We start from the raw sequence: 13,142 nt of genomic DNA on the forward strand, positions 1-13,142 counted from the left end.
GGGCGCGGGGGCCGGCGGGGGGGGCCCACCCCCCCCCCCCCCGCCCGCCCCCCCCCCCCGGGCCGCCCGCCCCCCCCCCCCGCCCGGGGGGGCGCCCCCCCCCCCGCGCGTCCGCCGTCACCAGCTCCTGACCTGCCGGATGATCCGCCGGCGCAGCAGCACCGTGCGGCTGCCGTCCGGGAACAGGCGGAGCCTGTCCAGCTCCCAGTGCCCGTACTCGGCATGATCGGTGAGTAGTTGGCGTGCCGCGTTGCGGGACGTTCCGCGCGGCATGCGCAGCGACTGGTACTCGTACTCCGGCTGCCGGACGGGCTTCGGTGGGGTCAAAACGCTCCTCCTGTGGGACGCCTGCGAGCAAGCCTACGGCCTGCCTCCGGCAACGGGCCCGGGTATTTTCGGCCGCCCGGCGCGCGCCGCACTGACAGCGCATCAGTTCCGTTGCCCCTGGGGCCGGCATACCCCCGGCGCGCCGGGCGAAGCGGCACCCGGACGGGCCCGCGCGGACGGACGCGCGGGCGCCGGGCGCGCGCGGCAGGGCGGCACCCCGGGGGACAGAACCACGCGGAACGGACATCGCGGGGGAAGTTGCGGTGAAATCGCGGGTGTAGGTGACAACCGCTGTGCGTACCGGCACCGAGGGGAGATAGCGTCTGCTCCATGTCTGATGCCGCGCAGCCCACCATTGCCGAGGTACGCGCCGCCGCCGAGGCGGTCAAGGCCGCCATCGACCGTCATCTGGAAGCGGTGTCAAGCCACAGCGCAGCGGACGATTCCGCTGTGTCCACCGCCTACGAGCAGCTCGCGACGGCGGCCATCGCGTACGACCAACTCCTGTACGAGGTCTACGACGAGGTCACCCCCTTCGAGGTCCCCGGCGACGAGGGCCCGGGCGGGTACCACGGCCCCGAACAGCCCGAGGCGATCAGCGTGCTGATCCGCCGCGACTACCACGTCGTCGACCCGAAGCGGCTGCGTGCGCAGGCGGAGCGGCTGGACGACTCGCTGACCCCGGGCGGCGGCCAGGACGGCGGCGGGGTGAACGCCGCGATCGGCGTGCTGTTCGGCGAGTTCGAGCCGGACGAGATCGCCGCCCGCAGCGAGGAGTTCGGGCTGGAGGAGGCCGACTCCACGCTCTGGGTGGCGGCCGCCGAGCCGAGCGAGCCGGGGGAGTGGCTGCCGGAGCCCTTCGAGCACGCCGACCCGCAGCTGCTGATCTGCCGCTTCGACGTGAGCGAGGTCTACGACGACGAGGACCCGGACGACTGACCCCGCGGCCCCGGCCCCCGCGCGCCCGTCGCGCGGGGCGGCGGGGGCGGGCGCCGCGCGACGGTGCCCCGGGCGCATGGTTCCGGACGTTCCTCGCACGGGACGACGGGCCCGGCGGGGTGCCCCCGTCGGGCCCGCGGACGGCCGGAGGGCCCCCACGCGTCCGTGGGGGCCCTCCGGCCGTTCCGGTACCCGGGCCCGAGGTCAGGAGGACTCGGCCGCGTTCTCCGCCAGGATCGCCCGCAGCCGGGTGGTGCGGGCAGCGGCCGGGCGCTCGGCGACGGCCTGCGGGAGCGCCGGTCCGGCGGCGTGGACCACCGAGAGGTGACGCTCGCCACGGCCGAACGCCGTGTACACCCACTGCCGGGTGAGCGCGGCGCCCGCGTCGTCCGGGAGCACCACCACCGCGCCCGGCCAGCGCCGCCCGACCGCCTGGTGGACGGTCAGCGCCCAGCCGTGCCGCAGCTTTCCGGCCTCGGCGGGCGGGACGGTGCGGCGCGAGCCGTCGGGGTACTCCAGGTGCAGGCCGGAGGCGTCGCCGTCGACCACCCGGGCCGGCCGGGTGTGGCCGGGCGCGGGGGAGTCGGCGACCCGGTCGCCGGGGTCGAAGCCGCCGAAGCGGCCCGGGCCCGGGTTGAGCCGGGCCTTGGCGGCGGCGTTCAGCGCCCGGGTGCCGGCCGCGCCGCCGTGCCCGGGGGTGAGCAGCACGACCTGCTCGGAGGGGATGCCGAGGGCGCGCGGGATGGAGTCGGTGAGCAGCTGGAGGGCGCGGTGGACGGCCTCGGCGCCGTCCTTGGCGGTCAGGATGACCACCTCCTTGCCGGGCGCCTCGACCGGCTGGAGCTCGCCGATGCCGACGCCGGAGACCAGCTCGCCGATCGGGCCGAAGTCGGGCGTGCGGGAGGCGACGGCCGGGCAGACCCGGGCGGCCAGCAGATCGGCGAAGAAGCGGCCGGGGCCGGCCGACCAGAGCTGGCCCGGGTCGCCGCTGAGCACCAGGCGGGTGCCGTCGGCGAGCGACTCCAGCAGGGTGGCGGCCAGCTCGACGTCCAGCAGCGGGGCGTCCAGCACGATCAGCACGTCCAGCGCGAGCGTGCCGTCGGCGGACCGGCCGGGGCCGGCCGCGCCGGCGAGCAGGTCGGCGAGGGTGGCGACGGGCGCCGGGGCGGCGGCGTCGGCGAGCGGGGGGAGCGCGGCGAGGGTGTCCCGGCCGTGGTCGGTCCAGGTGACGGCCCAGGCCCGCAGGCCGAGGCCGGCCGCGGCGGCCAGCAGGGCGGCCGGTTCGGCGCGGGCGGCCTCGCCGCCGGTGTGCAGGACGAGCGCGCTCTCGGCGGCGGCCCGCACCAGGGCGGTCGCGGAGGAGGACGGGGCGGCGGCCGCGGCGGCCTCCCAGGCGGCCGGCCCGGGAGCGGCGGGCACCTCCTCGGCGGCCTGCGCGGCCTCCGGCTCCTCACCGGCGTCGCCGTCGGCGTCGGTGTCATCGGCGCCGTCGTCCTCCCCGGCGCCCTCCGCCGGGTCCTCGCCGGGCACGAAGGTGGACATCAGCCGGACCAGGCCGTCGGCCAGGCTCTCCTCGGCCAGCGCCAGCCGCTCCAGGGCGAGCAGGGTGCGGGTCGGCGGCTCGTCCTCGTCGCCCCCGCCCGCCGCGTGCGCCTCGGCGCCGGTGAGCTCCTCCTGGAACGGCATCGCCCGGCCGTCGAGGACGGCGGCCTGGATGGCGGCGGCGGAGTCCGGCACGCCGAGGCGCTCCAGCCCGGCGGCCACCTCGGCGACCTCCAGGGCCGAGTGCCCGCGCAGGGTGGCCTGCTCCAGCAGCCAGCCGACCAGGGCCTGGGCGCGCCGCTTGTCGCCGGGGCCGGCGGCCGGGCCGAGCAGGCCGCGGGCGAAGCCGTCGGCGTGCTCCGGGCGGACGCCGGGCAGGGCGAGCACGGCCCACGGGTCCTCGCGGAGCTGCCCGGCCGCGCCGTCACCGAACACCGCCACGGCGACGCCGGCCAGCTGGGCCGGGGCGCCGCCCTCGGCCAGCACCGCGGCGGTGTCCGCGAGCGCCCGGGCCCGCTGCTCGTCGGTCACCGGACCGGCGGGCGCGCCCGCGGCCGGGCCCCCGGGCGCCGGGGCGTCGGCGCCCCCGGCGGACCGGCCGACCGACCGCACCCGCTCCGCCAGCGCTGCGACCGCCGCGGCCCGGTCCGCCGGGTCGGCCGGTCCGGCATCCGCCGGTCCGCCCGTCGGCGCGCCCGCTGCCTCCGGCTCAGGCGACGCCTGCCCGGGAACGACGCCCGCACCCGCCGGGGTCTCCTCCGGAGCGCCGTTCTCCGCGTCCGTCATCGTCCGCTCCACAAAAGCTCAACTCCACATGCTGGGCGCCGCCCGCCCGTGGTGCGGGCGGTCGGCCGGGTCGGGCCGGTCCGGGGCCGCGCGGGGCGGCCGGTCCGGCGGTCGGTCGGTTCGGGCAGGCCCGGGTCGCGGGGTCGGACGGGCCTCACAGCTCGCTCCACCCCTGGTCGGGGTAGCGGTGGACCGGCGCCGAGATGTCGTCGAGCGCACCGCGGATCTCCTCCGGAAGCGTAAGCGCCTCCACCGACAGCGCCGCCTGCAGCTGCCCGGCGGTCCGGGCCCCGACCAGCGCGCTCGCCACCCCGGGGCGGTCCCGGACCCAGGCGAGCGCGACCGCCAGGGGGCTGCTGGCGAGCCCGTCGGCGGCGGTCGCGACGGCGTCCACGATCCGCCGGGCGCGCTCCCCGAGGTAGGGCTGGACGAATCCGGACAGCGAGGGCGAGGCGCCGCGGGAGTCCTGCGGCAGGCCGTGCCGGTACTTGCCGGTGAGCACGCCGCGCCCGAGCGGGGAGCCGGCCAGCAGCCCGACCCCGGCGTCCCGGGCGGCGGGCAGCGCCTCGCGCTCGATGCCGCGCTGGAGCAGCGAGTACTCCAGCTGCGCCCCGGCCAGCGGGACCCGGCCGTGGTGGGCGTGCTGCCAGGTGGCGGCCTTGGCGAGCTGCCAGCCGCTGAAGTCGCAGACCCCGACGTAGCGGGCCCGGCCGGAGGAGACGGCGATGTCCAGGGCGCTCAGGGTCTCCTCGACCGGGGTGGCCGGGTCGAAGGCGTGCACCTGCCAGAAGTCGACGTAGTCGGTGCCCAGCCGGCGCAGCGAGGCGTCGAGCGCGGCGAGCAGATGGCCGCGCGAGCCGTCGAAGCGGCGCCCGCAGGCCGGTACGCTGCCCGCCTTGGTGGCGATGACCAGCTCGGACCGGGGGACGAGGCTCTCGGTGAGCCGGGAGAGCAGGTACTCGGCGTCGCCGTCGGCGTAGACGTCGGCGGTGTCGACGAGGTTGCCGCCGGCGTCGACGAACTCCTTGAGCTGTTCGGCGGCCTCCTGCTCGTCGGTGTCGCGGCCCCAGGTCATGGTGCCGAGGCCGAGCCGGGAGACCTGCAGCCCGGTGCGGCCGAGGTGACGCTTTTCCATCGGACGGGCCCTCTCACTGGCCGAAGGTGCGGTGGCACAACGCTGCGGGGCGGCGTGCGCGCGGGGGGCAAACCCGCAGGTGGGACGCGGCGCCCCACGTCGGCTGAGCGTAGCGGCCGGTGAACGGGCAGGTGTGCAGACCCGCAGGACGATCATCGTCGGCGGCACCGGACGGGAGCACGGCGGCCGGGGGTCGGAATGTGACCCGCACCACCGCTACTGGCCAGTAGCATGTCGCGCGGACGCGTCGTCGCGCTCCCGAGCAACCCGACTGGAAGGCAGTGCCCATGCGACTCGGCATCAACCTCGGCTACTGGGGACTCGGCATGGACGCCGACAACATCGCCGTCGCCCAGGAGGCGGACCGGCTCGGCTACGCGGTCTGCTGGGCCGCCGAGGCCTACGGCTCGGACGCGGCCACCGTGCTCTCCTTCGTCGCCGCCAGGACCGAGCGGATCGACGTCGGCTCGGCCATCTTCCAGATCCCGGCCCGCACCCCGGCGATGACCGCGATGACCGCCGCCACCCTGGACACCCTCTCCGGCGGCCGCTTCCGGCTGGGCCTCGGCGTCTCCGGCCCGCAGGTCTCCGAGGGCTGGTACGGCGTGAAGTTCGACAAGCCGCTGGCCCGCACCCGCGAGTACGTGGACATCATCCGCAAGGCGATGTCCCGCGAGCGGCTGGTCCACGAGGGCGCCCACTGGACGCTGCCGCTGCCCGGCGGCCCCGGCAAGCCGATCAAGCTCACCGTGCACCCGGTGCGCGAGCGCATCCCGCTGTACATCGCCGCGATCGGCCCGAAGAACCTGGAGCAGACCGGCGAGATCGCCGACGGCTGGCTGGGCATCTTCTTCGACCCCGCGCACGCCGCCCTCTCGCTGGACCCGCTGAAGGCCGGCCGGGCCAAGGCCGGGGCCGAGCCGGGCAAGGAGTTCGAGGGCTTCGACGTCTGCCCGACCGTCGCCATCGCCGTCGGCGAGGACATCGAGGCGGGGATCGACTCGCAGCGCGCGTACACGGCGCTCTACATCGGCGGCATGGGCAGCAAGGAGAAGAACTTCTACAACCAGCTCGCCCGCCGGATGGGCCACGAGCAGGCCGCCGACGAGGTCCAGGAGCGCTACCTGGCCAGGGACCACGCGGGCGCGGCGGCCGCCGTGCCGCGCGAGCTCATCGACGCCACCTCGCTGATCGGCGGCACCGCCCGGATCGCCGACCGGATGCAGGCCTACGCCGACGCGGGCGTCACCACCCTCACCCTGGCCCCGGCCGGGTTCACCCTCGACGAGCGGATCACGGCGCTGCGCACCGGCGTCGAGGCCCTGGAGCGCGCCGGCCTCGCCTGACGCCGCCGCCCCGCCGCCGGCCCGCCCCGGCCCGCCCCGCCGTGGGCGGGCCGGGGGGTCAGAGCCAGTCGTGCCGCTTGAACACCCGGTGGAGCAGCACGCAGACCACCACCATCAGCGAGACCGCCGCCGGATAGCCCCAGGGCTGGTGCAGCTCGGGCATGTGCTCGAAGTTCATCCCGTACACGCCGGCGATCATCGTCGGCACGGCGGCCAGCGCCGCCCAGGCCGAGATCTTCCGCATGTCGTTGTTCTGCTGCACGCTGACCTGCGCGAGGTTGGCCGACAGGATGTCCGAGAGCAGCCGGTCCATCGCCTCCACCTGGTCGTTGGTGCGGGCCAGGTGGTCGGAGACGTCCCGCAGGTAGGGCAGCGCCTCGGCCCGGACGTACGGCACGCCGCCGCGCTCCAGCCGCAGCATCGGGTCGGCCAGCGGCCCGGTGGCCCGGCGGACGGTCACCAGCTGCCGTTTGTAGCCGTAGATCCGGCTCGCGATGTCGCGGCCCACCCGGCCGGGGGCGAAGACGTCCGCCTCCAGCTCGTCGAGGTCGGCCTGGATGCCGACGGCGACGTCCACATAGCCGTCCACCACCCGGTCGCAGACCGAGTGCAGCACCGCGCTCGGCCCGAACTTCAGCACCTCCGGCTGCTGCTCCAGCTCCGCGCGCAGGGTGCCCAGCGGGCTGTCGGCGCCGTGCCGGACGGTCATCACGAACTCCTCGCCGACGAAGAGCATCACCTCGCCGCTGGTCACCGCGTGGCCGCCGGGGTGGTAGCCGAGCGTCTTGAGCGCCACGAACAGCGAGTCCTGGTACGCCTCCACCTTGGGGCGCTGATGGGCGCCGACCGCGTCCTCGACGGCCAGCGGGTGCAGGCCGAACTCGGCGCCGACCCGGTCGAGTTCCTCGGCGGTGGGCTCGAACAGGCCTATCCAGACGAAGCCGCCCGGGCCCGCCTTCCGCGCGGCGGCGAGGCTGCCGGCGGGGTCCGCGGGCGTCGCGACCGGTCGGCCGTCGCGGTAGATGGCGCAGTGGACGATCATGCGGGCCATTGTCACCTCTCGCGCCGGTCCGAAACATCCGCCGCGACGGGGGCACGCCCCCCGGTCCGGCCCCGGTCCGGCTCCCGGGCGCCGGCCCGCCCCGGCGCGGAAGGCCGTAGGGTAGGCCCCATGCCCACCCTGCTGCTCGTCCGCCACGGCCGCTCCACCGCGAACACCGCCGGAATCCTGGCCGGTTGGACGCCCGGGGTGGAGCTCGACGACACCGGGCGCGCGCAGGCCGCGGCCCTCGCCGGCCGGCTCGACCCGGTCCCGCTGGCCCAGGTGGTCAGCAGCCCGCTGGAGCGCTGCCGGCAGACCCTGGAGCCGCTGATCGCCGCCCGCCCCGGCCTGGCCGGCCCCGCGCTGGACGAGCGGCTCGGCGAGTGCCACTACGGCGAGTGGACCGGCCGGCCGCTGGTCGAGCTGGCCGAGGAGCCGCTGTGGCGCACCGTCCAGGACCACGCCGCGGCCGCCGCCTTCCCCGGCGGCGAGTCGCTGCGCGAGCTGAGCCACCGCACCGTGAACGCGGTCCGCGAGTGGAACGAGAAGGTCGCCGCCGAGCACGGCGAGGACGCGGTCTGGCTCGCCTGCTCGCACGGCGACGTGATCAAGGCGGTGGTGGCCGACGCGCTCGGCCTGCACCTCGACCACTTCCAGCGGATCAACGTCGACCCCTGCTCGGTCACCGCGATCCGCTACACCGCGCGCCGGCCCTTCGTCCTGCGGATGGGCGACACCGGCGACCTCGCCGCGCTCGCCCCGCGGCCCGCCGCCCCGGGCGCCCGGAGCGGGGACGCGGTCGTCGGCGGCTCCACCGGGACGGCCTGAACCCTCCGTCCGGGCCTCGGCTCCCCGGTGCGGCCCCGGAGGTCGTAGGGTGACCAGTGGGTGCCCGCGCCGCCGGCCCGGGCGCTCCGGACCACCCAGCCCCGACCCCCGACCGACCCCAGCGGCGTCCGCGGACGCCCACGACGATCGATACGACCCGGAGCGAGAGCGTGACCCGTCAGGTCTTCTTCTACGACCAGCCCGAACGGTTCGTGGCCGGCACCGTCGGCCAGCCCGGCGCCCGGGCGTTCTACCTACAGGCCAGCGCCCGTGGGCGGATCACCAGCGTGCTGCTGGAGAAGACCCAGGTCGCCGCGCTCGCCGAGCGGATCGAGGAGGTCCTCGACGAGGCGCTGCGCCGCAGCGGCGGCGAGGCCACCATCCCGGCCGCCGCCCCGCAGGACCTGCTCGACACCGCGCCGCTGGACCTGCCGCTGGAGCAGGAGTTCCGGGTCGGCACGATGGCGCTCGCCTGGGACAGCGTGGACGGCTGCCTGGTCGTCGAGGCCCAGGCGCTGGTCGAGGACGAGGAGGGCGGGGACGAGGGCGCCGCCGTCTTCGAGGACGACGAGAACGGCCCCGACATGCTGCGGGTGCGCCTGTCCGGCGCGATGGCCCGGGTGTTCGCCAAGCGGGCGCTGGACCTCGTGGCGGCCGGCCGCAAGCCCTGCCCGTTCTGCAACCTGCCGCTCGACCCGGAGGGCCACCTGTGCCCGCGCGCGAACGGGTACCGGCGCTGAACCCGCCGGCCGCGCGGCCCGCGGAGCCGCCCGAGCCGCCGCGGTCCGACCCGGCCGAGGCCGCCGCCCTCGCCGCCGACGCGCCCGGCGCGCTGCGGCTGCTGCGCGAGGGCGCGCTGACCGTGCACGGCCGGCTCACCGACGCCTCCAACGCGGCCCTCTACTGCACCGTCACCGCCGCCGACGGCCGCGCGGCCCAGGCCGTCTACAAGCCGGTCGCCGGCGAGCGCCCGCTCTGGGACTTCCCCGACGGCACCCTGGCCGGCCGCGAGGTGGCCGCCTACGAGCTGTCCGCGGCCACCGGCTGGGGCCTGGTCCCGCCCACCGTGCTGCGCGAGGGCCCGCACGGCCCCGGCATGGTGCAGCTGTGGGTGGAGCCCGACCCGCACGCCGCCCCGCTGCTCGCGCTCCAGGACCCGGGCGGCCCCGAGGACGGCTGGCTGCCGATCGTCCGGGCCGAGGTCGGCGACGGGCGCACCGCGCTGCTGGTCCACCCCGACGACGTGCGGCTGCGCCGGCTCGCGGTGCTGGACGCCGTGCTCAACAACGCCGACCGCAAGGGCGGCCACCTGATCCCGGCCGCCGACGGCCGGCTCTACGGCATCGACCACGGCGTCACCTTCAACACCGAGGGCAAGCTGCGCACCCTGCTCTGGGGCTGGGCCGGGCAGCCGCTGCCCGCCGAGGCGGCCGAGGTGCTGGCCGGGCTGGCCGGGCAGCTGGACGGCGCGCTGGGGGAGCGGCTGGCCCCGCACCTGACCGCCGCCGAGCTGGACGCCGCCCGGGCCCGGGTGGCCGCGCTGCTCGCCACCGGCACCCATCCGCTGCCCTCCGAGGACTGGCCGTCCATCCCCTGGCCGCCGATCTGACGGCCGGGCGGCCCGCCGGACCGAGGGTTCGAAGGCGGGCCGCCCCCCGGATCCGACGGTCCACCGGCCCGCTCAGCCGGTAATGGTCTGGACCGGTGCCCCGCCGGGGCCCCACACTGCGACGATGGACGAGCGACGGACCACCCCCCACCTGGACCTGCCGCTGCATCGCCTCCAGGTCCCGCTGCCGCATCTGCTCCCGTTCGCGATCGGCAGTTTCGACGCCATCGGCCCGCTGTCCCGGGCCGGCTTCCCCCACCGGCACGCCTTCTACGAGATCGTCTTCGTCACCGGCGGGCGCGGCGCCCACGTCCTGGACCTCGTCCAGCGGCCGGTGCAGCCCCCGCAGTTGTGCGTGATCGCCCCCGGCCAGGTGCACTACTGGGCGGACGCGGACGACCTCACCGGGCAGGTCGTGCTGTTCAACGAGGACTTCCTGCTCTCCCACCCGCAGGACCTCGCCGCGCTGCGCACCCTGGCCTCCCGCCCGGCGGTGCGCCTCGGTGAACAGGCCGCCCCGATCGCCGGACTGCTCGCGGACATGGAGGCCGAGTACCGGGCCCGCCCGGCCGGCTACCCGGGCGTGCTGCGGGCGAGCCTGCACATCCTCGTGGTGCGCGCCCTGCGGGCCTGTTCGCCCGGCGGCCCGGGCGCGCTGCCCGGCCGCACCGGGGACCTCGCGGCCGCCTTCACCCGGCTGATCGCCACCCCGGGCGGGGTGCAGCGCTCGGTCGCGTCCTGCGCGCACGAGCTGGGCGTCTCCTCGGGCCACCTGCAGGCGATGGTCAAGCAGGCGACCGGCCGCACCCCGGGGCGGCTGATCCGCCAGCAGCAGACCCTGGAGGCCAAACGGCTCCTGGCGTGCACCGAACTGACGGTGCGGCAGGTCGCCAGGGAGGCCGGATTCGGCGATCCGGCGTACTTCTGCCGGTTCTTCCGCCGGGAGACCGGGATGACGCCGGGGGAGTTCCGGGCGAAGGTCGGAGGAAATCACCACGATCCCCGGATCACGTCCATCGCGGCGGCTCCTGGCGGCCCGTAGTTTGACTGCTGGCCACCGGCGGACCGCCCGGCGCGAGCGGGCGGCCCGCCGGCCCGGTCCTTGTCATGCCCCCACCATGGCAAGGGCCGTCCCCGGACAGAACCACCAGATCCCCCACACTCACACCGAAGGAGTCGGCGCATGCCCGCGTCCGAAGAGCCTCTCACCGGGACGGACGGTCCGATCGACCGCCGGATCAGCCGCAAGACCGTCCTCAGGGCCGCCGCCGTGCTCGGCACCGCTCCGCTGCTGGTCGGCGGAGGCGTCGCGCTGGCCCGCGACCGGGTCGGCAGCGGCGAGCTGCTGGACCTCACCCCCGAGTGCCACGACGGCGACGCCCCGACCATCGAGCAGACCGAGGGGCCCTACTTCAAGCCCAACTCCCCGCTGCGCACCTCGCTCATCACCGACAGCACCCCGGGCACCCGGCTCACCGTCAGCGGCTATGTCTTCGGCCGGGCCTGCCAGCCGATCGGCAACGTCCTGATGGACTTCTGGCAGGCCGACGTGAACGGTGACTACGACAACGTCGGCTTCACCTTCCGCGGGCACCAGTTCACCAACGCCCAGGGCGCCTTCAGCCTCACCACGATCGTGCCCGGCCTCTACCCGGGCCGCACCCGGCACATCCACGTCAAGCTCCAGGCGCCCGGCCGGCCGGTGATCACCACCCAGCTGTACTTCCCGGGCGAGCCGCGCAACAGCACGGACACCATCTACGACGCCCGGCTGCTGATGAACGTCCGCCAGGTCGGGTCCGCCAAGGAGGGCACGTACGACTTCGTGCTCAACGTGGCGCAGACCCCGACCTCGTCGGGCACCCCGACCACCACGCCCACCACGCCGACGCCGACCCAGACCGGCGGCGGCACCTGGGCCGCGGGCACCGCCTACAAGGCGGGCGACCGCGTCACCTACGCCGGCGTCTCCTACGTGTGCCTCCAGGCGCACACCGCCTTCGTCGGGTGGGAGCCGCCGAACGTGCCGGCCCTCTGGCAGCGGTTGTAGCGGCTCCGGCCGTGTGACCGGAGGGTCACGGACGCCCGGTCGGCGGCAGGGCCGGCCGGGCGGCCCGTCCGCCCGGTCCGCCCCGCGAGGCCGTGCGCGGGGCGGACCCGGGCCGTTGCCCGGCGCCCGACGGCGCCGGGCACCGTCGATCCGGGACGGTCCGGACCGCACGGGGAAGCGAATCCAGTCGATCTTGGCGACTGGTTAGGCTTTCAAATGTTCTCACGGTTAAAGTCAATGCCATGCATGCCTGGCCCGCCTCCGAGGTTCCCGCCCTGCCTGGTCAGGGGCTCCCCCTCCGTATCCACGACACCGCGACGGGAGGCATCCGGGAGGTAGTGCCGCAGGACGGCACCGCCCGGATCTACGTCTGCGGCATCACGCCCTACGACGCGACCCACCTGGGCCACGCCGCCACCTACAACGCCTTCGACCTGGTGCAGCGTGTGTGGAAGGACGCCGGCCACGACGTCCTCTACGTGCAGAACGTCACCGACGTCGACGACCCGCTGCTGCAGCGCGCGGTCGAGACCGGCCAGGACTGGGTGGCCCTCGCCGAGCGCGAGACCGCGCTCTTCCGCGAGGACATGACCGCGCTGCGGCTGCTCCCGCCGGCCCACTACATCGGCGCCGTCGAGTCCATCCCCTGGATCGTCCCGCTGGTCCAGAAGCTCCTGGCGAGCGGGGCCGCCTACGAGCTGGACGGCGACATCTACTTCTCGGTCGGGTCCGACCCGCGGTTCGGCGAGGTCTCCGGCCTCACCCGCGAGGCCATGGCCCCGCTCTTCGCCGAGCGCGGCGGCGACCCGGACCGCCCCGGCAAGCGCCACCCGCTGGACGCCCTGCTCTGGCTGGCCGCCCGCCCCGGCGAGCCCGCCTGGGACACCGAGCTCGGCCACGGCCGCCCCGGCTGGCACATCGAGTGCGTCGCCATCGCGCTGCAATACCTCGGCATGTCCTTCGACATCCAGGGCGGCGGCAGCGACCTCTCCTTCCCGCACCACGAGATGGGCGCCTCGCACGCCCAGGTCGCCACCGGCGGCCACCCGTACGCCAGGGCGTACGTGCACGCCGGCATGGTCGGCCTGGACGGCCACAAGATGTCCAAGTCCCGCGGCAACCTGGTCTTCGTCTCGGCGCTGCGCCGCGAGGGCGTCGACCCGGCCGCGATCCGCCTCGCCCTGCTCTCGCACCACTACCGCGAGGACTGGGAGTGGACCAAGGCCACCCTCGACGAGGCCGTCGAGCGGCTCGCCCGCTGGCGCGCCGCCGTCTCCCGCCCGGACGGGCCGGCCGCCGGACAGCTGCTCGCCGAGGTCCGCGCGGCGCTCGCCGAGGACCTCGACGCGCCCGCCGCGCTGGCCGCGGTGGACCGCTGGGCGGCCGCGCAGCAGGCCGGCGGCGGCGACGACACCGGCGCCCCCGGCCTGGTCACCCGCACCGTGGACGCGCTGCTCGGCGTGGCCCTGTGACGGACCCGGCCCCGTAGCGGGCACCGGAAGGGGCGCCCGGGACCAGTGCGGTCCCGGGCGCCCCTT

At 76.2% G+C, this 13,142-nt stretch carries 12 protein-coding genes; 8 read left to right on the top strand and 4 right to left on the bottom strand.

The genetic code is table 11. The annotated features are described in order from the left end of the window. Positions 1-117: 117 nt before the first annotated feature. Positions 118-327, bottom strand: coding sequence for a DUF5703 family protein (locus tag ACF1AK_RS32815; protein ID WP_037846781.1), 210 nt, complete (start codon positions 325-327; stop codon positions 118-120). A 330-nt stretch (positions 328-657) separates the two neighbouring features. Here ACF1AK_RS32815 and ACF1AK_RS32820 point away from each other — a divergent pair, with 330 nt between their 5' ends. Beyond that, complete coding sequence (locus ACF1AK_RS32820) at positions 658-1,266, top strand: hypothetical protein (RefSeq protein ID WP_391502473.1); 609 nt, start codon at positions 658-660, stop codon at positions 1,264-1,266. A 204-nt stretch (positions 1,267-1,470) separates the two neighbouring features. Here the strand turns inward: ACF1AK_RS32820 and ACF1AK_RS32825 are convergent, their stop codons facing one another. Beyond that, complete coding sequence (locus tag ACF1AK_RS32825) at positions 1,471-3,594, bottom strand: ATP-binding domain-containing protein (protein ID WP_391502474.1); 2,124 nt, start codon at positions 3,592-3,594, stop codon at positions 1,471-1,473. Between the two features lie 154 nt (positions 3,595-3,748). Then, on the bottom strand, positions 3,749-4,729 hold the full coding sequence (locus tag ACF1AK_RS32830) for an aldo/keto reductase (protein WP_391502475.1): 981 nt from the start codon (positions 4,727-4,729) through the stop codon (positions 3,749-3,751). Positions 4,730-5,016: 287 nt separating this feature from the next. Between ACF1AK_RS32830 and ACF1AK_RS32835 the strand changes: the two genes are divergently transcribed. Then, positions 5,017-6,075 (top strand): LLM class F420-dependent oxidoreductase, encoded by a 1,059-nt coding sequence (locus tag ACF1AK_RS32835; RefSeq protein ID WP_391502476.1) that lies wholly within the window; start codon positions 5,017-5,019, stop codon positions 6,073-6,075. A 58-nt stretch (positions 6,076-6,133) separates the two neighbouring features. On the opposite strand, the gene ACF1AK_RS32840 is transcribed toward ACF1AK_RS32835, so the two are convergent. Further along, the gene (locus tag ACF1AK_RS32840; protein ID WP_391502477.1) at positions 6,134-7,126 is read right to left on the bottom strand and encodes a magnesium and cobalt transport protein CorA; all 993 of its coding nucleotides are present in this window, start codon (positions 7,124-7,126) and stop codon (positions 6,134-6,136) included. A gap of 120 nt (positions 7,127-7,246) precedes the next feature. Between ACF1AK_RS32840 and ACF1AK_RS32845 the strand changes: the two genes are divergently transcribed. From ACF1AK_RS32845 to mshC, 6 genes are all read left to right on the top strand, one after another. Continuing rightward, positions 7,247-7,945 (top strand): histidine phosphatase family protein, encoded by a 699-nt coding sequence (locus ACF1AK_RS32845; RefSeq protein ID WP_391502478.1) that lies wholly within the window; start codon positions 7,247-7,249, stop codon positions 7,943-7,945. Between the two features lie 170 nt (positions 7,946-8,115). After that, entirely contained in the window at positions 8,116-8,685 is a 570-nt protein-coding gene (locus ACF1AK_RS32850) for a DUF3090 domain-containing protein (protein WP_391502479.1), read from the top strand. Further along, positions 8,655-9,554 (top strand): SCO1664 family protein, encoded by a 900-nt coding sequence (locus ACF1AK_RS32855; protein WP_391502480.1) that lies wholly within the window; start codon positions 8,655-8,657, stop codon positions 9,552-9,554. The genes ACF1AK_RS32850 and ACF1AK_RS32855 overlap by 31 nt, the downstream gene beginning before the upstream one ends. Before the next feature lie 124 nt (positions 9,555-9,678). After that, the gene (locus ACF1AK_RS32860; protein ID WP_391502481.1) at positions 9,679-10,596 is read left to right on the top strand and encodes a helix-turn-helix domain-containing protein; all 918 of its coding nucleotides are present in this window, start codon (positions 9,679-9,681) and stop codon (positions 10,594-10,596) included. A gap of 141 nt (positions 10,597-10,737) precedes the next feature. After that, a complete protein-coding gene (locus tag ACF1AK_RS32865) occupies positions 10,738-11,604 on the top strand; it encodes a carbohydrate-binding protein (RefSeq protein WP_391502482.1) in 867 nt (288 codons plus the stop codon). A gap of 242 nt (positions 11,605-11,846) precedes the next feature. Further along, a complete protein-coding gene (gene mshC / locus ACF1AK_RS32870; protein ID WP_391502483.1) occupies positions 11,847-13,076 on the top strand; it encodes a cysteine--1-D-myo-inosityl 2-amino-2-deoxy-alpha-D-glucopyranoside ligase in 1,230 nt (409 codons plus the stop codon). Positions 13,077-13,142: the final 66 nt, after the last annotated feature.

This window comes from Kitasatospora sp. NPDC015120 (genome assembly GCF_043080305.1).
Taxonomy (GTDB): Bacteria; Actinomycetota; Actinomycetes; order Streptomycetales; family Streptomycetaceae; genus Kitasatospora.

Bases quoted from the DNA above. Each gene is read 5' to 3' on its own strand.
- ACF1AK_RS32860 (WP_391502481.1), top strand. From the start codon at position 9,679: ATGGACGAGCGACGGACCACCCCCCACCTGGACCTGCCGCTGCATCGC.
- mshC (WP_391502483.1), top strand. From the start codon at position 11,847: ATGCATGCCTGGCCCGCCTCCGAGGTTCCCGCCCTGCCTGGTCAGGGG.
- ACF1AK_RS32840 (WP_391502477.1), bottom strand. From the start codon at position 7,126: ATGGCCCGCATGATCGTCCACTGCGCCATCTACCGCGACGGCCGACCG.
- ACF1AK_RS32825 (WP_391502474.1), bottom strand. From the start codon at position 3,594: ATGACGGACGCGGAGAACGGCGCTCCGGAGGAGACCCCGGCGGGTGCG.
- ACF1AK_RS32845 (WP_391502478.1), top strand. From the start codon at position 7,247: ATGCCCACCCTGCTGCTCGTCCGCCACGGCCGCTCCACCGCGAACACC.
- ACF1AK_RS32830 (WP_391502475.1), bottom strand. From the start codon at position 4,729: ATGGAAAAGCGTCACCTCGGCCGCACCGGGCTGCAGGTCTCCCGGCTC.
- ACF1AK_RS32820 (WP_391502473.1), top strand. From the start codon at position 658: ATGTCTGATGCCGCGCAGCCCACCATTGCCGAGGTACGCGCCGCCGCC.
- ACF1AK_RS32835 (WP_391502476.1), top strand. From the start codon at position 5,017: ATGCGACTCGGCATCAACCTCGGCTACTGGGGACTCGGCATGGACGCC.
- ACF1AK_RS32865 (WP_391502482.1), top strand. From the start codon at position 10,738: ATGCCCGCGTCCGAAGAGCCTCTCACCGGGACGGACGGTCCGATCGAC.